Raw genomic sequence first — 19,096 nt, 5'->3', positions numbered from 1 at the left:
CGCGCGTCACCCAGGCACGCGGCCGGGAAGCGCGCCGCACTCCAGATCGATCCCGCGCCCCGGAAAGCTGGATAAACATCACGGAAAAGCGTATATGGTGGCCTGTGCGATACCCTGCAGGGGGCATCGTCTTTTTGCCCACACAATACCTGGAGGAGCACGTGGCCCTTTCCCGCGCATTCACCGCCGCGCTCGCCGGGGTCGAGGCCCATGGCGTGGTCCTGGAAACCGATCTGGCCCGCCAGGGCATGCCCTCCTTCACCATGGTGGGGCTGGCCGAGGGCGCGGTGCGCGAAAGCAAGGAGCGGGTGTTCGCGGCCCTCAAGAACCGGGGATTCCGCCTGCCGCCCTCGCGCATCACCGTGAACCTCGCCCCCGCGGACATGCGCAAGGAGGGCTCGGGCTACGACCTGCCCCTGGCCCTTGGGCTGCTCGCCGCCGCCGAGGTCATCCCCACAGAATCACTCTCAGGCTATTTCTTCTCCGGCGAACTCTCGCTGACGGGCGAACTCAAGCCCGTGTCCGGCGTACTGCCCCTGGCCATCCGGGCGCGCCAGGACGGGGCCAGGGGGCTTTTGGTGGCCGCCGCCAACGCCCAGGAAGCTTGCGTGGTCAAGGAACTGCCGGTCTACGCCGTGGACACCCTGGACCAGGCCGTGCGCTTCCTCACCGGCGAGGAAGCCCTTACCCCCACGGCCTTCGACGAGGCCGCGCTCGAGCCGGATGACGGGCCGTTCCCGTTGGATTTCGCCGAGGTGAAGGGCCAGGAGCACGCCAAGCGGGCCATCGAGATTGCGGCCGCAGGTGGGCACAACCTGCTCTTCATGGGGCCTCCCGGCTCGGGCAAGACCATGCTGGCGAAGCGGATTCCCACCGTGCTGCCTCCCCTCACCTTCGACGAGGCGCTGGAGGTCACACGGGTCTATTCCGTGGCCGGGGAGCTCGCGCGCGGGGGGTCTCTCATCACCGTGCGCCCCTTCCGCTCGCCGCACCACACCATCTCCGACGCGGGGCTCATCGGGGGAGGAGGCGTGCCCAGGCCCGGCGAGGTGTCCATGGCCCATCGCGGGGTGCTTTTCCTGGACGAGCTGCCGGAATTCAAGAAGAGCGTGCTGGAGGTGCTGCGCCAGCCCATTGAGGACGGCCGCGTGACTATCGCCCGGGCGGCCATGAGCCTGACCTATCCGGCCGAGTTCATGCTGGTGGCGGCCATGAACCCGTGCCCCTGCGGCTTCCGGGGGGACGAACGCCACGACTGCACCTGCACGGGGGTCAAGGTGCGGGGGTATCTGAGCAAGCTGTCGGGGCCGTTGCTTGATCGCATCGATTTGCAGGTGGAGGTCCCGGCCGTGCCCTACAAGGACCTGAAGGCCGAATCGGGGCGGGTGGATTCGGCCATTATGCGGGCGAGGGTGCTGGCGGCCAGGGAGGTGCAGACCACGCGCTTCGCGGGCACGAAGATACGCACCAACAGCCAGCTCTCGGGCAAGGCCCTTACGACCTTCTGCCCCATCGGGGAGGACTGCCACCGCTTCATGGAGATGGCCAACTCGCGCCTGGGGCTGTCCGCCCGGGCGCATACCCGCATTCTCAGGCTCTCGCGCACCATCGCCGACCTGGACCACGAGAAGTCCATCCGGGTGGAGCACCTGGCGGAGGCCATCAATTACCGGAATTTGGACAGGGCTGGGGGCGGACTCTAGCGCCGGTCAACCTTGATTGCAGCCGATGCGCAACGGCGTTGTTGCGTCCAATGCGCCCGCGTGACCGGCAACTGTCCGATATCGAAACCGCCGGCCCCTCCGTCACGCCCCGATGGCCGCCGGCGCTCGCCGCACCGCCAGGGCCCTGGCCCTCTTCGCCACGCCCGCGCCGGCACGCCCCCCCTGCGCTCCCACATGGAAGAACGAGATCGCGTGCTGCAGGTGCTCGGCCTGGCTGGCGAGCTCCTCGGCGGTGGAGGCGATCTCCTCGGCGGCGGCCGCGCTCGACTGCACCACATGGTTCAGCTGGTTGATGGCCTGGCTGATCTGCTGCGCGCCGGTGTTCTGCTCCCTGGCCGAGGAGGCGATCTCCTGCACCAGCACGGACGTCCTTCTGATGTCCGGAACCATGGCGCCGAGCATTTCCCCGGCCTGTTCCGCCACGGCCACGGATTCGATGGACAGGGTGGCGATCTCGGCGGCGGCGTTGCCTGAGCGCTCGGCCAGCTTCCTGACCTCGGCCGCCACCACGGCGAACCCCTTGCCGTGCTGCCCAGCCCGGGCGGCCTCGATGGCCGCGTTCAGGGCCAGCAGGTTGGTCTGGCGAGCGATCTCCTCGATGATGTTGATCTTTTCGGCAATCTGCTTCATGGCCGCCACGGTCTGAGCCACGGTCCTGCCGCCCAGCTCCGCCTCCTCGGCGGCCTTGGCGGCGATGGCCTCGGTCTGGGCCGAGTTGTCCGCGCTGCGCTTGATGGCGGCGGATATCTGCTCCACGGTGGAAGAAACCTCCTCCACCGAGGCGGCCTGCTCCGAGGCTCCCTGGGAGAGGGTCTGGGCGGTGCTGGAGAGCTCCTCGCTCCCGGCGGCCACGTTCTCGCAGGCGGATTGCACCTCGGCCACGACCTCCCGCAGCCTGGAGACCATGGCGTTGAGCGATTGCGCCAGCACGCCGATCTCGTCCCTCTGGTGGATGTTCAGCAAGGTAGTGAAGTCGCCCCCGGACATGTTGCGGGCGAAGTCCACGCCCTTGGTGACCGGGCCGGTGATGGACCGGGTGAGCAGCACGGCCACCACCGCCCCGAACACAGCCGCGGCCACGGCCACAGCCATGTTGACCGCATTCACGGCGGAGGCGTCCGAAACCATCTTCTTCTGCTGGAACTCAAGGGATTCCTGCGTGACCTGGCTGACCTCCGCGGCGCGCGTGGTCATCCGGCCCACGGCCTCCTGCTGCGCCTGGGTGGCGGCGAGCAGGTCCCCGATCCTGTCGCGGTAGGCCACGGCCTTGGCGGCTATCCCGGCCAGCATGGCCTTGTCCTCGCCCGAGGCGGCCACTCCCGCCAGCTCGCGGCACGCCTGCTCCACGGAAGCGAGCTGCGTCATGGCGTTCCGGGCGCGGCCCGCATCCCCCTGCCACAGGAAATACAGCACCTCGATGCGAGATCCCAGAAACGCCCGGGTCACGGAGCCCAGCTTGCGCTGCATCTCGAACTGCCGCGCGAGCTGCGCCTGGTCCCCTCCGGCCAGGACCCGGCCCTGGGCGGCGTCCAGGCTCTTTTCCAGGCTGTCGGCGGCCTGTTGCAGGTCCGCCGCGGCCGCGGCCATGATCTTGACCGCCGCCATCTTGAAGTCCTTGGCCTCCCCGAATTTCCCGAAATCGGCCTCGTAGGCTTTCACCGCCCCGGTGATCGCGTCCAGCTTGTCCCTGTTCCAGGAGTCCCGGAAGGATTCCTTGAGCGCGGAAGACTGCGCCCGGGCGGATTCGAGCTTGGCCTTGAACGCGTCGCCGCGCTTCTCGCCCCCCGCGAACATGATGTTCAGGGCGTCTATGCGGGCGAGCAGGATGTCGGCGTAGATGCGCCCCACCGATTCGGCCTTCCCGGCCCTGTCGGTCACGGCCCCGAGGCCGAACCAGCCGGTGGCGGACACGGCCAGGGACAACAGGATGAGCACCGCGAAACCAGCCCCGATTTTGACACCCAACCGAGCGTTTTTCATGTATAATTCCCTCACGAATACAGATGTGACGGACGACTGGCGAAAACGAAGCATCCGGCCAGACCGGACCTTGCAGGTATGACAACCTGATAGAAATGAAAAGCCCGAAAGCGGCTCGGGACGAAAATCCGGCGCACGTTGCCCCGAAGCCGTTCCGGCTCGTGGAGATTCCCCGGCGGAAGCGGCGCTAGGAGCAGGTCCGAGGGCTCGCGGAGGTTCCCAGCGGCAGCTTGACCACGAAGCGGCTGCCCAAGCCCGGGCAGGATTCCACCTCGATGCTGCCGCGGTGGTTGTTGACGATGATGAAGTAGGAGATGGACAGGCCGAGCCCGGTGCCTCGCCCCACGGATTTCGTGGTGAAGAAGGGCTCGAATATCTTGCGGCGGGTGCAGTCGTCCAGCCCCGAGCCGTTGTCCTCCACCTCGATGCGGACCTTGTCTCCCTCCAGCTTGGTGCGCAGGGTGATGGCAGGGGGCGGGGCTTCCGGACTCCGGCCTTCCATGGCCTGGGCGGCGTTGCGCAGCAGGTTCAGGAACACCTGCTGGATCTGCAACGCCGAACAGGGCACCTGGGGCAGATTCGGGTCATACTCCCGATGGATGACGATGCGCCGGAAATCGAACTTTTTCTTGAGGTCGTAATCGGTGGAGCTGAGTTCCACGGACTTGTCCAGAAGCGCATTCAGGTCCACGGGGATCTTGGCGGAGTCGCTCTTTCGGCTGAACTCCAGCATGTTGGCCACGATCCGGGCCGCCCGGACGGCGGATTCCCGGATGGATTCGACCATTTCCGGGATTTCGCGCTTGTGCAGGTAACTCCGCAGGCTTTCCGGATCGATGCCGCATTCCCGGGCAGCCTCGAGGTTGCCCCGGGTGTCGACATTCAAACGGTTGATCACCACCTGCGTCCCCTGGATGATGCCGGAGAGGGGATTGTTGATCTCGTGGGCCATGCCCGCGGCCAGGCCGCCCACGCTCATCATTTTTTCGTTCTGGATCATCGCATCCAGCATGTGTTTGCGTTCGGTGACGTCGCGCACCACGGACCACATGCCCTCGGGTTCCCCATCGGCCCCCCGGACCAGGTAGGTCCTGAGCTCCACCGGGATGATCGTTCCGTCGCGGCGCCGGTACTCCTTCTCGTAGACCTCGGAATACCCCCGGACGAGCACTTGCTTGCTCAGGATATCGCCCTCGAACGCGTGCCATTTCTCGGGCGTCAGGTCCTTGTAGGTCAGATGCCCGAGCTCCTCGGCCCCGTAGCCGGTCATGACCTGGAACGAAGGGTTGCTCTCCATGATGCTCCCGTCCATGGTGACCCGGGCGTACCCGTCCATGATGCTCTCGTGGAGTCTGCGGTACTTGGCCTCGCTCTCCCGCAGGGCTTCCTCGGCCAGCTTGCGCTCGGTGATGTCCGAGTAGATGCCGAGCACGCCCATGACCTCCCCTTTTTCGTCCACCAGCGGGATCTTGCTGGTCTCCACCCATCGGCGCTCGCCATCGGCGGGCAGTTGCTGCTCGACGATGTGCAATTTGGGCCGGTTGTGCTCCATGACCTCCTTGTCGTCGCGGCGGTAGGCGTCGGACTCCTCCCGGAGCCAGGGGAGATCGTAGTCGGTCATGCCCGTGATGGCGGCCGGATGCTCCACGCCAGCCGCGCTGGCGAACGCCTGGTTGCAGCCTAGGTAGACGCTATCGCGGTCCTTCCAGAAAATGGACTGGGGCACGGCGTCCAGGATGTATTCCAACATCATCCGGCTCTCGCCCAACGCCTTTTCGGTCTGCCTGCGCGCTGCGGCCTGCTCGGTGAGCTGGAGGTTGCGCACCTGGATGCGCTCCTCCAGCCAGGCTTCGCGCGCCTCCATCCGCCAGCGCTGCGCGCGCGCCTCCAGCATCACGGCCAGCACCTGGCAGAGGCTCTCGAGATACGCCCGGTAGGGGGAAAATGCGGCCGGATCGGACAGTCTGAAGAGGAGCCTCCCCCACTGGACTTTCCCGTCGCGCAAAGCAAGCAGCTCGCTCTCGGGCTCGGCCCCGTATGCGTCTCCGGCTCCATCGGGCACGATCAGGACTTCCTTCACGCCGGGGATGTCCTTCAGTTTCTCGCAGACGAAGGCGAAAAGGGAGGTCTCATCGGGGAGGGCGTTGGCCAAGCTCGGAACGAGCAGGAGCTGGCCGAGAACCGAAGCCTGCAGGGACGCGCCGGACATGGTTCGCCGCGCGGTTTATGCGGAGGTCCCGCAGCGCTTGCGCCGCGGGGAGTCGACGCAGGCCGGACCGTTTTCCACGCGGCTACCCGCCGCCTTGAGCAGACGAATTTTCGGGACGTCCATAACGGAACTCCTCCTTCTCACTTCTCGTGAGCAGAGGGCCTTGTGACAACACAACCGGGGGGGCCGGTCCATGGCGCCCGGCCAGGGGGCCGCCACGATTACATAAACCCTAGCAGCCTCGGGCCGGGGTGAAAAGGGGAAAAGGCTTTCCGGAGGAAGTGGACAGAAAAATAATGATGTTTCGTCCGCCACGCCGAACGCCGCGAAAAGCCTGCTCCCTACCTGCCCCGGATCAGCCCGGATCAGAAGGTTCGCTCAGGCTACGGCCAGGCTGACGCGCCCAGAGCGGGACGAGTCGGAAAGCAGCAGGTCCCGGGCCTTGGCGTATGCGGCCAGGCCCCTGCGCCAGGCGGGATCGGGATGGTCCGCGCCGTCCGTCTGGCCGGAGGCAAAATCGCTCGCGGAGGAATAGGCGTCGGAGTTTTCGAAAGCGGAGGAGGACGCCTGGGCGTCGGCGGAAGGAGCATCCGGCGAGGAGGCCCGCCCGGCCCCGGAGCGCAGTCCGGCGGGCGAATACCCGGCCCCGTCGGCCTTGGAACCGCCCTGCTTGCGACGGCTGGCCTGATCGTCGGGATCGACCTCGACCTTCTTCGAGGTGTAATCCACCCCGAACGCGCCGATGCGAAAGCCGAAGGCGCGCGTGGTGACGCGAGCCTTTACGGCCTCGAACGCCTGATTTTGGGAAGCCTGCCTGATCTGGCCGGATGCTTCCATGGACGTGCTCCCGGGCTGCAGCCCTTTGAGGCGGCCTTGCCTCTACGCGCCGTGGCGCGGGTTCCCGTCCATGGAAACCGTACGTGACGCTTAAGAAGTAATCCCGCTCCCGGCCGATGGCAAGAGATAAGGTGCGGCTCGCGCTAGACGCCACCGCGCGGTTCAAGGTTACGTCCGCCCGGGCATCGCCCGGTGTCGGCCGGGCGTGAGGTTGTCACAGATTCTCTTGGCGGCCGTCACAGAACTGTAATATGTTACTCCTAGGGTCCGCATGCTGCCGGGCCAGCGTCTCCGGCAACAAACAATCCTTTCTGGAGGCTACACAAGATGAAGAAAATCAATGTGTTTCTCTTTGCTCTTATGCTCATGGCCGGCCTGGCCCATGCCGACACCAGCATCCGCGTCGACGGCTCCACCACCGTGCTGCCCGCCATGCAGAAAATCGTCGAAGCCTACATGAAGGCCAACGCGGGCGTGAACATCACCGTGTCCGGCGGCGGCTCCGGCAACGGCATCAAGGCCATCATCGACGGCACCACCAACGTGGCCATGTCCTCGCGTGAGATCACCGAGAAGGAACTGGCCACCGCCAAGGAAAAAGGCCATCCGGTGAAGCCCATGGAGATCGCCATGGACGCCATCGTGCCCATCGTGAACCCGGCCAACCCCGTCACCAACCTCACCGCCGAGCAGCTGCAGGGCATCTACGCCGGCAAGATCAAGAACTGGAAGGAAGTGGGCGGCGAGGACAAGGAAATCGTGATCATCTCCCGCGACTCCTCCTCCGGCACCTACGAAGCCTGGAACGAACTGATCATGAAAGGCCAGAGAGTGACCCCCGCCGCCCTGCTGCAGGCTTCCTCCGGCGCGGTGCTCCAGGTGGTCAGCAAGAACAAGGCCGCCATCGCCTACGACGGCATCGCCTACGTGAACAACTCCGTGAAGGGCCTCCAGGTCAACGGCGTGACCGGCGGCGAGAAGTCCGTGGCCGACAAGACCTACCCCGTCGCCCGCCCGCTGTTCATCATCGTGCCCGAGAAGCTGGACGCCCCTGTCCAGAAATTCGTGGACTACATCATGGACGCCGCCAACGGACAGAAGATCATCAAGGAAGTCGGCTACTTCCCCGTCAAGAAATAGATCCAACCGCCTTGCGGCCCCTCTCGCCCAGAGGGGGGCCGCCTTTGGAGAACGCCGTGGCCGTAAGCCGCAAGCTCAAAGACGACCTGATCCGCTATTTCTTCATGATCACCGCCATGGTGTCCATCGTGTCCCTGGCGCTGATCATGATCTATCTTTTCCTGGAAGGCCTTCCGCTGTTCACGCATGTGAACGTCCTGGACTTCCTCTTCGGCAACCTCTGGTATCCCACGTCCGATCCGGCCGAGTTCGGCATCTTCCCGCTGATCGTGGCCTCCATCGCGGTGACGGTGCTCTCCTCGCTCATCGCCATCCCGCTGGGCGTCATGACCGCCGTCTACCTGGCCGAAATCGCCGGCCCCCGCACCCGGGGCGCGGTCAAGCCGCTGGTGGAGCTCCTGGCCGCCCTGCCCTCGGTGGTCATCGGCTTCTTCGGCATGGTGGTGGTGGCCCCCTTCCTCCAGGACACCTTCGACCTGGCCACGGGACTCAACCTCTTCAACGCCAGTCTCATGCTGGCCTTCATGTCCGTGCCCACCATCTGCTCCGTGTCCGAGGACGCCATCTACGCCGTGCCCCGCGAACTCAAGGAAGCCTCCCTGGCCCTGGGCGCGACACACTGGGAGACCATCCGCCGCGTGGTGGTTCCCGCATCGCTCTCGGGCGTGTCCACGGCCATCATCCTGGGCATGTCCCGGGCCATCGGCGAGACCATGGTGGTGCTCATGGTGGCGGGCGGCGCGGCCATCGTCCCGACATCCATCTTTTCGGCCATCCGGCCCATGCCCTCGTCCATCGCCGCCGAAATGGCCGAGGCCCCCTTCCGGTCGGACCACTACCACGCCCTGTTCGCCATCGGCATCATCCTGTTCCTGTTCACCCTGGTCTTCAACATCATCGCACAGCACATAGCCGAGAAGCACAAGCAGGTCGGCGCGGCCACGCTTTAGGAGCCCCGAGCCATGCGCATAGACGAAAAGCTGCTCAAGCGGCGCCGGGGCGCGCAGAGCGTCATGTGGAACGTGTTCAGGGGCGCGGCCCTGGTCAACGCCGCAGCCCTGGGCGTCATCTGCCTGTTCCTCTTCTACAACGGGCTGCCCGCCATTTCCTGGGAATTCCTCACCCAGCCCCCCCGCGACTCCATGACCGCCGGCGGCATCCTGCCCTGCATCATCGGCACCGTCATCCTGTCGCTGGGCTCCATGATGGTGGCCTTCCCCCTGGGCGTGTGCGCCGCCATCTATCTCAACGAATACGCCAAGCCCGGAAAGCTCGTGCGCGTCATCCGCCTGGGTATCGCCAACCTGGCGGGCGTGCCCTCCGTGGTCTTCGGACTGTTCGGGCTGGCTTTCTTCGTGACCTTCTTCGGCCTGGGCGTGAGCGTCATCTCGGGCGTGCTCACCCTGACCATCCTCGTCCTGCCGGTCATCATCGGCACCGCCGAAGAAGCCCTCAAGTCCGTGCCCAACACCTACCGCGAAGCCTCCCTCGGCCTCGGGGCCACCAAGTGGCAGACCATCCGGCTGGTGGTGCTCCCGGCCGCCCTGCCCGGCATGCTCACCGGCGCCATCCTCGGCCTGTCGCGCGCGGCAGGCGAAACGGCGGCCATCATGTTCACCGCCGCCGTGTTCTTCGCCCCGAAACTGCCCACGTCCATCTTCTCCGACGTCATGGCCCTGCCCTACCACATCTTCGTGCTGGCCACCGCCGGGACCGAAATCGAAAAGACCCGGCCCATGCAGTACGGCACCGCCCTGGTGCTCATCGCCCTGGTGCTGGGGATGAACCTCGTGGCCATCGTGCTGCGCGCGAGACTGCAGAAGAAGAGATAAGAGAAGAGTAAGATGCCTCCGGCGGCCAGGGGGAGAAGCCTCACCCTGGACCCGGTAATTGCTTGACTCGGGCCATCCTGGCCCTCGCCCTTCGGGCGCTGCTACGCAGCGTCCAATTCCGCTGTCCTGCGGAATTGTCGCGGGATTCGTGAGTGAGACTACGAAGCGCGATCAGGCCACCTGATGCCGCAGGGTGGGCCTGATTTCGAAAAACGATTGGTTGGCGCCTGAAAATCCGCCTATGGAAGTCTGCATTTCCTCAAGGGGGTTTTCATGCGCTACAAGTTCATCCTGCCCGTCCTGCTGGTCCTGGCGTTCACCGCCCAGGCCGCCCAGGCCGCGTCCGGCACCATCACCATGACCGTGACGCCGAGCGTCCTGCCCGGCTCGAGACAGGCCGACGTCTGGCTGCCCTACCCGTTCTCCAACGACACCCAGGACATCGCGGGCGTCTCGTTCAAGGGCAACTACGACTCCGTGCAGGTGCTGCGCGACCCCAAGAGCGGGGCCAACTACCTGTACGCCGCCTGGAGCCGCGTCGACGCGAAGGACAAGCCCGCCCTCACCCTGAGCTTCCATGTGGACAGCCATTTCCGCAAGCTCGCGCCCCTCAAGGACTCCAAGGAGCCCATCCCCGCCGACATCAAGGCCCAGTACCTCGCCAGCGACGACTGGACGCCTTCCGAGGCCTACGCCGACCAGGCGGCCAAGATCGTCAAGGGCAAGCGCACCGTCCTCTCCAAGGCGCGGGCCGTCTACGACTGGACCGTGGACAACACCTTCCGCGATCCCGCCGTACAGGGCTGCGGCCTGGGCATTCCCGGACGCACCCTGTGCGAAATGAAGGGCGGCGGCAAATGCGCCGACATCAGCACCGTGTTCGTCACTCTGGCCAGGGCCGCCGGAGTGCCCGCGCGCGAGGTGTTCGGGCTGCGCATGGCCGACCCCAAGACCGGCGACATCACCGGCGACTACCACTGCTGGGCCGAGTTCTACCTGCCGGGCACCGGCTGGGTGCCCGCCGATCCCGCCGACGTGCGCAAGATGATGCTGGTGAAGAACCTGGAGGCCAAAAGCCCCGAAGCCGAACGCTACCGGGAGTTCTTCTGGGGCGGCGACGACCTGACGCGCATCACCCTGAACATCGGCTCGCGCGGCGTGGTGTTCAACCCCGCCCAGAAAGGCGGCCCGGTGAACTACTTCATGTACCCCTTCGGCCAAGTGGACGGCGAAACCCTGAACTACTTCGACCCCAAGGCGTTCAGCTTCAGCGTGGGCTACAAGGCCGACTAGGAGAAGACCGGGGCTTTGCCCCAGACCCCGGCAGGGCGCTGCGACTTCCCCCCACCAGGGGGATATGATCCCCCTGGACCCTCAACGGGGTTCGCGCGTAAGTTAATTAATTAAGGCAGGAAGCGCGGCTTTGCGCGCTTCCTGCCTTAATTTGCGTTCAGCAAACTCCGCATCGGTCGACGCGAAGCGAAAAGGGTATCCAGAGGGCGTAGCCCTTTGGCCGCCGGAGGCTTCTTCTCTTCCTCTTACGCCACGTCCTTGACCGGCATCACCGGCAGCGCCGGCAGGCTGGCCAGCCGTTCGTCCAGGTCGGGCGTGCAACGCCGCTTGACGTGTTTCAGGTTCACGCTGCCGATGGGGTCGAATTTCGTGAGCACGCTGTATTCGGGCGAGCGAAGCACGTCGAGCACGGCGCGCAGCGAAAGGTCGAACATGTCGTCCAGGGCCTGGCTGCCGTCGGGCAGGGGCATCATCTTCTGGGCGAAGCGCAGGGAGCGGTTCCAGCCCGGGAGACGGCACAGGTGCACGCTGCCACGGAACACGCGCTTGCGGCACAGGTAGGTGAAGGGGTTCTTGTCCAGCGCGGAGACGAGGCTGCGGTCCAGGATGCGTTGCGAGAGGCGCGACAGGCGCTCCTTGAGGCCGTGGCCGCCGGTGAGGCGCGAGTCGGCCTGCATCTCCACGTACATGTGGGCGATGTTGCGCGGCAGGGCGGTGCGTTCCATGACGCCGGGCACGTAATAGTTGTGGGCCACCACGTCGGCCCCCAGATGGGACATGTATCCCAGGGCGTGGACCTTGAGCTGGGGGGTGTCTGCGGCGGCGGCCAGCCGGAAGGCGGACTCCCAGTTGTGGCTGTGCCCGGGGCGCAGGCGGGTGCCCTTGCCCACGAAGAAGTCGGCGCTCAGGCAGCCGTAGAGGTAGGTGTTGGGAAACTGGGCGATAAGGGCGGCCACCGCTGACGGCACCAGATCGAGGTTGGCCAGCACGAAGCGGGCCGCGGCGGTATGGACGCCGGGACCCCAGGCCAGGGCTTCTCCGGGCAGGAGGAGCACCAGGAAGAACGAAAGAACCAAAAGAAGCGCCAAGGCAACGCCTCCACCGCCGGTTGCGGACGGGGATGTATCTATGCCCGTGGCTGGCCAAGTCAAGTGACAACCCTGTTCATGTTTCAGAACAGGGAGTCGCCTTGATCCAGAAGCGCGGCCATGACCGAGGGATCGGCCAGTCCGGAGACGTCGCCCATGCGTCCCTCGGCCGCGCCGCGCAAGGCCTGCCGGGCGATCTTGCCAGAGCGGGTCTTGGGCAGTTCCTGCACGATGCGCACGCTCAAGGGGAATTCCGAGGCTTCGACGCCTTCACGCACGGCCTTGGTCAGGATGTCTTCCATGCTAGAGGGGTCGTCGGCCTCGGCGCGCAGCGTGGCGTAGACCACCACCGTGTCGTCGCAGGCCACGGCGGCGGCTTCGGCCACTCCGGGCTGGGCGGCCACGGCGGCCTCCACCGCGGCCAGGGGGAGACCCTGCCCGGCCAGCTCGGAACGCCCCAGGATGACGAACTTGCCATCCGGCGCGCGCCGGGCCAGATCGCCCGTGTCGTAGCGTCCGCTGAATTCGAAGGGAGACCCCACCAGGGCGGCGGCCAGTCCGGGCCAGGGAGCGTCCAGGCCCAGGCGCGAGTCGTCGGCCACGGAGAGTTCCGCGCCGGGCATGGGGGAGAGCCCGCCCTGGCTGCCCGAGATCATGAGCACACCTCCGGTTTCGGTCTGCCCGAAGGCGTCAACCACCGGGGCGCGGCCCTTGCCCACGGCGCGGGCCAGCCATTGCCGGCTCTCGGGGGTGAGCTTCTCGCCCAGGCTCACGATGAGCTTGAGCGCCGGGAGGTCGCGCGCGGCGGGCCAGGCTTCGCCCTCGCGCATGAGCTGGCCGGTGAGCGCCGGTGTGGTGATGAGGGTGGCCACCTGGTGCTTCTGGGCGATGCGCCAGATTCGGTCGGGCTTGGGATGGCTGGGAGAACCTTCATAGAGAAGGGTCGTGGCCCCCAGGCACAGGGGGGCGTAGACCGCGTAGGCGTGCCCCATGATCCAGCCGGGTTCGGCCTGGCACCACATGGTCATGCCGGGCCCCACGCCGAAGGCGTGGCGGGCGGAGTGGGCGCAGGCGGTGAGGAACCCGCCGGCCGTGTGGACCACGCCCTTGGGGTGGCCCGAGGAGCCGGAGGTGTAGAGGATGAACAGCGGCTCGGACGCTCCGTGCACCGCCGCGGGCAGGGAGGGGGGTGTGGCGTGGGCGTCCATGAGGTCGTGCCACCAGAGGTCGTCCGGGCGGGGATCGACAAGGGGCTGGCCGGTGCGGCGCACCACGACGCGGCGCGGCCCGCCCTGGGGCTGGCTCACGGCCACCGGGCGCCCGGCCTTGTAGTGGCCGTCGGCGGTGATGAAGAGCTTGGCGTCGCAGTCGTCCAGGCGTTTGGAGACCACGGCCGGGGAGAGCCCGGCCGGGAAGACCAGGTGCACGGCCCCCAGCCTCGCCAGGGCCAGCATGGAGACGACCAGTTCCGGCAGGGACGGCAGGCTCAGGCCCACCACGTCGCCCTTGCTCACCCCGAGCCCGGCCAGCACCACGGCGGCGCGGCGCGTCTCGGCCTGGAGGCGGGCGTAGGTGTAGGCCACGGCTTCGTCCTCGGGCTCGCCCTGCCAGATGAGCGCGGGCACGTCCTCGCGCCCGGCCGCGATGTGGCGGTCCAGGCAGTTGGCGCTCACGTCCAGGGAGGCGCCCTCGAACCACCGGGAAGCGGCTTCGAAGGTTTCAGGGCAGGCGCGGGTCCAGGGGGAACTCCAGGCCAGGAGTTCCTTGGCGCGTTCGTCCCAGAAGCGTTCGCGTTGGGGCTGGTTCATGGTTCTCCTTGGGGCTTATCGAAAATCAGGCTTGCCGTATCGGCGTGGGCCTACTATCCTGCGATCGCAGGAATGTACTAGCCAAACCCCAGGATTTCAACAAGCGACGGACCATGAGCGTTGCCAACCTAGACGGGCTCTTCAAGCCCAACTCCGTGGCCGTGATCGGGGCCACCAACGAGCCCGGGCACGTGGGCCGTGTGGTGATGGAGAACCTGCTGGGCGGGAAGTTTCTCGGCCCGGTCATGCCCCTTTCCACCACCGAGGACGAGGTCCTGGGCGTCGATGCGTACAAGGGCGTGGACACGCTGCCGCTGACGCCCGACCTGGCCATCTTGTGCATCCCCCCGGCGGATGCGCCGGACTACATCTACCGCCTGGGACGGCGCGGCGTGAAGGCGGCCGTGGCCCTGTGCCCCGGCTACGCCAAACTGACCCCCGCCGAGAAGTGGGAGGTGCAGGGCAAGATGCTCTCCGCCGCAGAGGACGAGGGCATCCGCATCCTCGGGCCTTCGGGACTGGGGCTCATCATCCCCCCCATCGGCCTGAACGCCAGCCTGGTGGCCGCCGAGCCGCCCAAGGGGCGCATCGCCTTCATTTCCCAGTCGGCCTCGCTCTTTACGGGCGTCCTGGACTGGGCGCACGGCCACGGCATCGGCTTCTCCTACGTGGTGTCGCTGGGCGACCGGCTGGACCTCAAATACCACGACCTTTTCGACTACCTCTCCTCCGACCCCAACACGCGTTCGATCCTTCTCTATCTGGAAAGCGTGTCCGACGCCCGCAAGTTCATGAGCGCGGCCCGGGCGGCGGCCCGCAACAAGCCGGTGCTGGTGGTCAAGCCCGGGCGCAGGCGCGGCCCCGGCGGCGAATCCATCGCCCGGCCCGGCCAGGGACTGGACGAGGTGTACCACGAGGCTTTCCGGCGCGCGGGCATGCTGCGCGTCTTCGAGATCGACGCCCTGTTCGACGCCGCCCAGACCCTGGCCCGCTCCCAGCCGCTCAAGGGCGACCGGCTTGCCATCATGACCAACGGCGGGTCGGTGGGCGTCATGAGCGCGGACACCCTGATCGAGCGCGGAGGCAAGCTCTCGGGCGTGAGCGCCGAGACCGGCCTGGGCCTGCGGGAGCTTCTGGGCCCCAACTGGCAGCGCGAGGGCATCGTCGACATGGGGCTCACCGCCTCGCCAGAGCAGTACCACGACGCGCTGACCGCGGTGCTCAAGGACAAGGAGCCCAACGCGGTGCTGGTGATGCACGTGCCCTTCGCGGCCGTGCACGGCGAGGAAGTGGCGCGCGCCGTGATCAAGGCCGCTTCAAAGAGCCAGCGGCCCGTTTTCACCTGCTGGCTGGGCCACGGCGTGGCCGAACCGGCCCGGGCCCTGTTCAGCCAGGCGGGCATCCCCACCTACAACACCCCGGACACCGCCGTCCGCGCCTTCCTGGACCTGGCCAACCACCGCCGCACCCAGGAACTGCTCATGGAGATGCCCGCCAGCATCCCCGCCGGATTCACCCCGGACAACGAGTGCGCCCTTGGCGTGGTGCACGCCGTGCTGGAGGAAGGCCGGACCGAGCTGACCGAGCCCGAGGCCAAGGTTGTGCTGGCCTGCTACGGCATCCCGGTCATCCGCTCCAAGCTGGTCACCACCACGGCCGAGGTGATCGAGGCGGCCGAGGAGCTGGGCTATCCAGTGGCCATCAAGGTGGTCTCGCCGGAGATTCCCCAGCCCTTCGACGTGGGCGGGGTGGTGCTGGACATCGAGGACCGCGAGGAGCTCAAGCAGGCGGCCCAGTCCATCAAGGCCCGGGCGCGCAAGCTTGAGCTGGGAGCCAGCATCAAGGGCTTCATCGTGCAGAAGATGGGCCGCCGGGGCGCGCAGGAACTCCTGCTCCAGGCCCAGGTGGACCCGGTGTTCGGGCCGTACCTGCGCTTCGGCCAGGGCGGTCTGGCGGCCAAGCTCTCCCAGGACAAGGCCATCGCCCTGCCGCCGCTCAACATGAGCCTAGCTCGCGACCTGATCAACCGCACCCGCGTGTCGGCGTTTCTGAAGGGCTTCGGCGGGCGTCCCCCGGCGGACCTGGACGCCATCAGCAAGACCATCATCCAGGTGGCCCAGCTGATCATCGACATCCCCCAGATCCAGGAGATCGACATCAACCCGCTGTTCGCCGACAGCCACGGGGTGTCGGTGCTCGGCGTACGCGTCCGCGTGGCCGAGGTCATGGCCTCGGGCCAGGACCGGCTGGCCATCAGGCCCTATCCGAAGGAGCTGGAGGAGCACGCGGTCCTGAAAAACGGCCGCGAGGTGCTCATCCGGCCCATACGGCCCGAGGACGAACCGGCCCACTACGAATTCTTCACCCACCTGACCCCCGAGGACCTGCGTTTCCGCTTCTTCGGCGTGGTGCGCGAGCTCTCGCACATGGAGATGGCCAGGCTCACCCAGATCGACTACGAGCGCGAGATGGCCTTCATCGCCACCGCCGAAAGCGCCGAAGGCGTGCCCGAGACGCTTGGCGTGGTGCGGGCCTCGGCCAAGCCCGACAACAGCTCGGCCGAGTTCGCCATCATCGTGCGCTCGGACCAGAAAGGGCAGGGCCTGGGCCGCAAGCTCATGGAGAAGATCATCCACTACTGCCGCGAACGGGGCACCGGGGCCATCACCGGCCAGGCGCTTTTGGACAACAAGGGCATGCAGGGGCTGGCGGAAAAGGTAGGGTTCGAGGTGTGGCGCAACACCGACGACGAGGTGGTGGAGATGCACCTGGACCTCAAGCAGCCGGACGCTTTACGATAAGCGTCGATCAAGTTTCTTCAGTTTATTCCGATGTCGACTGAAAGGCTCCGGGCCATCCCGCGGCCTTTTTCATTGGTCGTCAAGCCCCATGTCCTTCAAGGCCAGCCGCGTGGTCTCCACGTCCTTGTGGACGATGCCCGCGATGCCCAGGCTCGCGGCCACTTCCACGAACAAGGGCCTGTCGTCGATGTAGGCCACCTGGAACGGTGCGGCCTGGGCGATGTCCAGGGCGATGCGGTAGATGTCCTCGTCGGGCTTGCGGAAGTGCACGTAGCTCGACGACACGAAGCAGTCCACGAAGGAGCCCAGGCCGAAGGCGCGCACGCGGTGCTCGTTCAGCTCCCGCCCCTCGTTGCTGACCACCACCACCTTGAGGCGGTGGCGATCCCTGATGCGTTTCACCAGGGCGATCATCTCCGGGAATGCCTTGGACTGGGCGAACATGAAGGCCCGGAACTCACTCGGCGTGAACGGCCGGTCCCGGTGGAACACCACCCGCTCCAGGTAGCCGTCCAGGCTCAGCTTTCCGACCTCGTAGGTGTCGAAGGTCAGGTGGTGGCGCTCGTCCATCGCCTCGTGATCCAGGCCGAAGTGCCGCGCGGCCCGCTTCCTGGCCTCGCGGTCCCATCCGTTGGTCAGGAGCACCCCCCCCACGTCCACGAACAGTGTGGTGAAATCAAGTCTCATGCCCGCGCCTCCGTCGGTTTCGTGAGGAGAGCTTTCGTTCGTTGCGCCGCGCGCGGCCTTGCGTTCCCTGCATGATGCGCTGGCCCGGTCACGGCAGGCCCGACTTGCAGTCGCACTCCATGCCCGCCACCTTGTCCAGGCGGCGGCGGTGGCGCCCGGCCCCGCTGAACCGTGCGGCCAGGAACAGCCGGGCCAGCTCCAGGGCCTGCCCGTAGTCGAGCACCTTGCTGCCCAGGCAGAGCACGTTCATGTCGTCGTCCTCCACGCCCTGGCTGGCGGAGAACGTCTCGTGGATCAGGGCCGCCCGCACCCCGGGAATCTTGTTGGCCGCGATGGAGGCCCCCACGCCGCTGGTGCACAGGGCGATGCCCCGCTCGACCTTCCGCGAGGCCACGGCGGCGGCCATGGGGATGACGAAGTCGGGGTAGTCGTCGCCGGAATCCAGGGCGTGGGCCCCGAAGTCCTCCACGGTGTGGCCGTCCTGCGCGAGCGCCTTTTTCAGGCGCTCCTTCATTTCGTAGCCGCCGTGGTCTGCGGCGATTCCGATGCGCATGGGGTGGTCCTCCTGCGGGATTTTTCACGTTTCTTCCCACATACCCCTATATGGGTAGCTTTGGAACTCCTTCCCGCTAGAATCTCGCGCCGTCAGCCCTGGCAAGGAGGACGCCCCGCACGACCGTTTCATGGCCGGACGTTCCGGCGTTCAAGACGGTCGCCTTCCCTTCGGGAAAAGGCTTCGGGCATGGCAAGAAAGCGAGCGAAACCACCCCCGCTCTTGGGGAGTGAAAACGGCCGCATGCGGCCACAGGAGAATCGAAGATGGTGACGTTCGGATCAACTGAAGACAATGAACTCCCTTACGTGAACGCCCTCGCTGAGAGCTACGTGCGCGCCAATCCGGACGGCGAGCACTTCAACGACGGCGTGCTGTCATACGGCGATTGGGCCGGGAGGCAGGCTGACAATTACCTCCGGGTCAAGGGGGTGCTGTCCGATGCCGTATATCCGGCATCACCGGATGGCGGGGCCTCCCCGCCTGATGGCGCGTCAGGAGGCGGCCCGGCCGGAGCTCCCCCGGCAAAATCGGCGTTGCCCGAGAAATTCCAATGGGTGAACGACCCGGAGAAGCTGTCGGGGTTTCTGGCGGACTTCAATAGGCGTTACCCACTCAATCCATCGAACGCCCCGCAACCGGTCAAGGACGTCTACGGGAACATGAAGGCCCCGGAAACCAACTACGGACCGCCCACCGGAGTTAACGCCGACACGGCAAAGTACTGGGCCAACTACTTCGGATACCCGGACCAGTACGCCAACAACAAGGTTTCCGTGGAATCGAAGGGGAAGGCCGATGCTTGGGTGGCTGGCTCGCAGGCTGCTGGACTCAACCAAGTGCGCCCGATTGCCGCTGAAGATGTGGGTTTCAAGTTCGGGGACCGGAAGAATGGGAAACTAGGCCCCGAGGATGCCGAGGATTTTCGGAATGCGATGAAAGATCCCAACTTCAATAGTATGGTGTCAACAATGTACTCACGGAAAGTTTTCAACATTGAAAAAGGGGACCCATTCAAGGCCGAAGCGGGGTACAATAAGGGTCCATACGGCTTTTCTCCTGGCGAGCCTTGGAAAAATGAAGCGCAGGAATATGTTCGCAACATGTTTCCAGGCCAATGGGATGGCTCCATGAAGTAACATGC

14 protein-coding genes are annotated in these 19,096 nt (G+C 66.2%); 7 read left to right on the top strand and 7 right to left on the bottom strand.

Annotation, left to right across the window (positions count from 1 at the left end; all coding sequences use genetic code 11):
- Window positions 1–161 precede the first annotated feature (161 nt).
- A complete protein-coding gene (locus ML540_RS13985) occupies window positions 162–1,703 on the top strand; it encodes a YifB family Mg chelatase-like AAA ATPase (protein ID WP_243362194.1) in 1,542 nt (513 codons plus the stop codon).
- Window positions 1,704–1,805: 102 nt separating this feature from the next.
- Here the strand turns inward: ML540_RS13985 and ML540_RS13980 are convergent, their stop codons facing one another.
- From ML540_RS13980 to ML540_RS13970, 3 genes are all read right to left on the bottom strand, one after another.
- On the bottom strand, window positions 1,806–3,704 hold the full coding sequence (locus ML540_RS13980) for a HAMP domain-containing methyl-accepting chemotaxis protein (RefSeq protein ID WP_243362192.1): 1,899 nt from the start codon (window positions 3,702–3,704) through the stop codon (window positions 1,806–1,808).
- A 187-nt stretch (window positions 3,705–3,891) separates the two neighbouring features.
- Window positions 3,892–5,913, bottom strand: a complete 2,022-nt coding sequence (locus ML540_RS13975) for a PAS domain-containing sensor histidine kinase (protein ID WP_243362190.1) — start codon at window positions 5,911–5,913, stop codon at window positions 3,892–3,894.
- A gap of 378 nt (window positions 5,914–6,291) precedes the next feature.
- Entirely contained in the window at window positions 6,292–6,750 is a 459-nt protein-coding gene (locus ML540_RS13970; protein WP_243362188.1) for a hypothetical protein, read from the bottom strand.
- Between the two features lie 327 nt (window positions 6,751–7,077).
- Here ML540_RS13970 and ML540_RS13965 point away from each other — a divergent pair, with 327 nt between their 5' ends.
- The 4 genes from ML540_RS13965 (at window position 7,078) to ML540_RS13950 (ending at window position 11,015) form a co-directional block, all read left to right on the top strand.
- Window positions 7,078–7,890 carry a PstS family phosphate ABC transporter substrate-binding protein gene (locus tag ML540_RS13965; RefSeq protein WP_243362186.1) on the top strand — a complete coding sequence of 271 codons (813 nt, stop codon included), beginning with the start codon at window positions 7,078–7,080 and terminating at the stop codon, window positions 7,888–7,890.
- A gap of 56 nt (window positions 7,891–7,946) precedes the next feature.
- Window positions 7,947–8,840 carry a phosphate ABC transporter permease subunit PstC gene (gene pstC, locus ML540_RS13960; RefSeq protein ID WP_243362178.1) on the top strand — a complete coding sequence of 298 codons (894 nt, stop codon included), beginning with the start codon at window positions 7,947–7,949 and terminating at the stop codon, window positions 8,838–8,840.
- A gap of 12 nt (window positions 8,841–8,852) precedes the next feature.
- A complete protein-coding gene (gene pstA, locus ML540_RS13955; RefSeq protein ID WP_243362176.1) occupies window positions 8,853–9,722 on the top strand; it encodes a phosphate ABC transporter permease PstA in 870 nt (289 codons plus the stop codon).
- A 273-nt stretch (window positions 9,723–9,995) separates the two neighbouring features.
- Window positions 9,996–11,015 (top strand): transglutaminase-like domain-containing protein, encoded by a 1,020-nt coding sequence (locus tag ML540_RS13950; protein WP_243362174.1) that lies wholly within the window; start codon window positions 9,996–9,998, stop codon window positions 11,013–11,015.
- 245 nt (window positions 11,016–11,260) lie between these two features.
- Here ML540_RS13950 and ML540_RS13945 read toward each other — a convergent pair whose 3' ends face one another.
- Window positions 11,261–12,103: a zinc dependent phospholipase C family protein gene (locus ML540_RS13945; protein ID WP_243362172.1), complete on the bottom strand. Its 843-nt coding sequence runs from the start codon at window positions 12,101–12,103 to the stop codon at window positions 11,261–11,263.
- Between the two features lie 83 nt (window positions 12,104–12,186).
- Window positions 12,187–13,911, bottom strand: a complete 1,725-nt coding sequence (locus ML540_RS13940; RefSeq protein ID WP_243362171.1) for an AMP-binding protein — start codon at window positions 13,909–13,911, stop codon at window positions 12,187–12,189.
- A 113-nt stretch (window positions 13,912–14,024) separates the two neighbouring features.
- On the opposite strand from ML540_RS13940, the gene ML540_RS13935 reads away from it, so the two are divergent.
- Window positions 14,025–16,712 (top strand): bifunctional acetate--CoA ligase family protein/GNAT family N-acetyltransferase, encoded by a 2,688-nt coding sequence (locus ML540_RS13935; protein WP_243362160.1) that lies wholly within the window; start codon window positions 14,025–14,027, stop codon window positions 16,710–16,712.
- A 69-nt stretch (window positions 16,713–16,781) separates the two neighbouring features.
- On the opposite strand, the gene ML540_RS13930 is transcribed toward ML540_RS13935, so the two are convergent.
- Both ML540_RS13930 and ML540_RS13925 read right to left on the bottom strand, forming a co-directional pair.
- A complete protein-coding gene (locus ML540_RS13930; protein WP_243362158.1) occupies window positions 16,782–17,399 on the bottom strand; it encodes an HAD family hydrolase in 618 nt (205 codons plus the stop codon).
- Between the two features lie 88 nt (window positions 17,400–17,487).
- Window positions 17,488–17,952, bottom strand: a complete 465-nt coding sequence (locus ML540_RS13925) for an RpiB/LacA/LacB family sugar-phosphate isomerase (RefSeq protein ID WP_243362157.1) — start codon at window positions 17,950–17,952, stop codon at window positions 17,488–17,490.
- 266 nt (window positions 17,953–18,218) lie between these two features.
- Here ML540_RS13925 and ML540_RS13920 point away from each other — a divergent pair, with 266 nt between their 5' ends.
- A complete protein-coding gene (locus ML540_RS13920; protein WP_243362155.1) occupies window positions 18,219–19,091 on the top strand; it encodes a lysozyme family protein in 873 nt (290 codons plus the stop codon).
- Window positions 19,092–19,096 lie beyond the last annotated feature (5 nt).

Origin of the sequence: Fundidesulfovibrio terrae (assembly GCF_022808915.1) — a bacterium.
In the GTDB taxonomy this organism is placed as follows: domain Bacteria; phylum Desulfobacterota; class Desulfovibrionia; order Desulfovibrionales; family Desulfovibrionaceae; genus Fundidesulfovibrio; species Fundidesulfovibrio terrae.
This window is presented reverse-complemented; position numbering and strand designations above follow the sequence as displayed.

Bases quoted from the DNA above. Each gene is read 5' to 3' on its own strand.
- ML540_RS13920 (WP_243362155.1), top strand. From the start codon at position 18,219: ATGGTGACGTTCGGATCAACTGAAGACAATGAACTCCCTTACGTGAAC.
- ML540_RS13930 (WP_243362158.1), bottom strand. From the start codon at position 17,399: ATGAGACTTGATTTCACCACACTGTTCGTGGACGTGGGGGGGGTGCTC.
- ML540_RS13980 (WP_243362192.1), bottom strand. From the start codon at position 3,704: ATGAAAAACGCTCGGTTGGGTGTCAAAATCGGGGCTGGTTTCGCGGTG.
- pstA (WP_243362176.1), top strand. From the start codon at position 8,853: ATGCGCATAGACGAAAAGCTGCTCAAGCGGCGCCGGGGCGCGCAGAGC.
- ML540_RS13970 (WP_243362188.1), bottom strand. From the start codon at position 6,750: ATGGAAGCATCCGGCCAGATCAGGCAGGCTTCCCAAAATCAGGCGTTC.
- ML540_RS13965 (WP_243362186.1), top strand. From the start codon at position 7,078: ATGAAGAAAATCAATGTGTTTCTCTTTGCTCTTATGCTCATGGCCGGC.
- ML540_RS13925 (WP_243362157.1), bottom strand. From the start codon at position 17,952: ATGCGCATCGGAATCGCCGCAGACCACGGCGGCTACGAAATGAAGGAG.
- ML540_RS13975 (WP_243362190.1), bottom strand. From the start codon at position 5,913: ATGTCCGGCGCGTCCCTGCAGGCTTCGGTTCTCGGCCAGCTCCTGCTC.
- ML540_RS13940 (WP_243362171.1), bottom strand. From the start codon at position 13,911: ATGAACCAGCCCCAACGCGAACGCTTCTGGGACGAACGCGCCAAGGAA.
- ML540_RS13935 (WP_243362160.1), top strand. From the start codon at position 14,025: ATGAGCGTTGCCAACCTAGACGGGCTCTTCAAGCCCAACTCCGTGGCC.
- ML540_RS13950 (WP_243362174.1), top strand. From the start codon at position 9,996: ATGCGCTACAAGTTCATCCTGCCCGTCCTGCTGGTCCTGGCGTTCACC.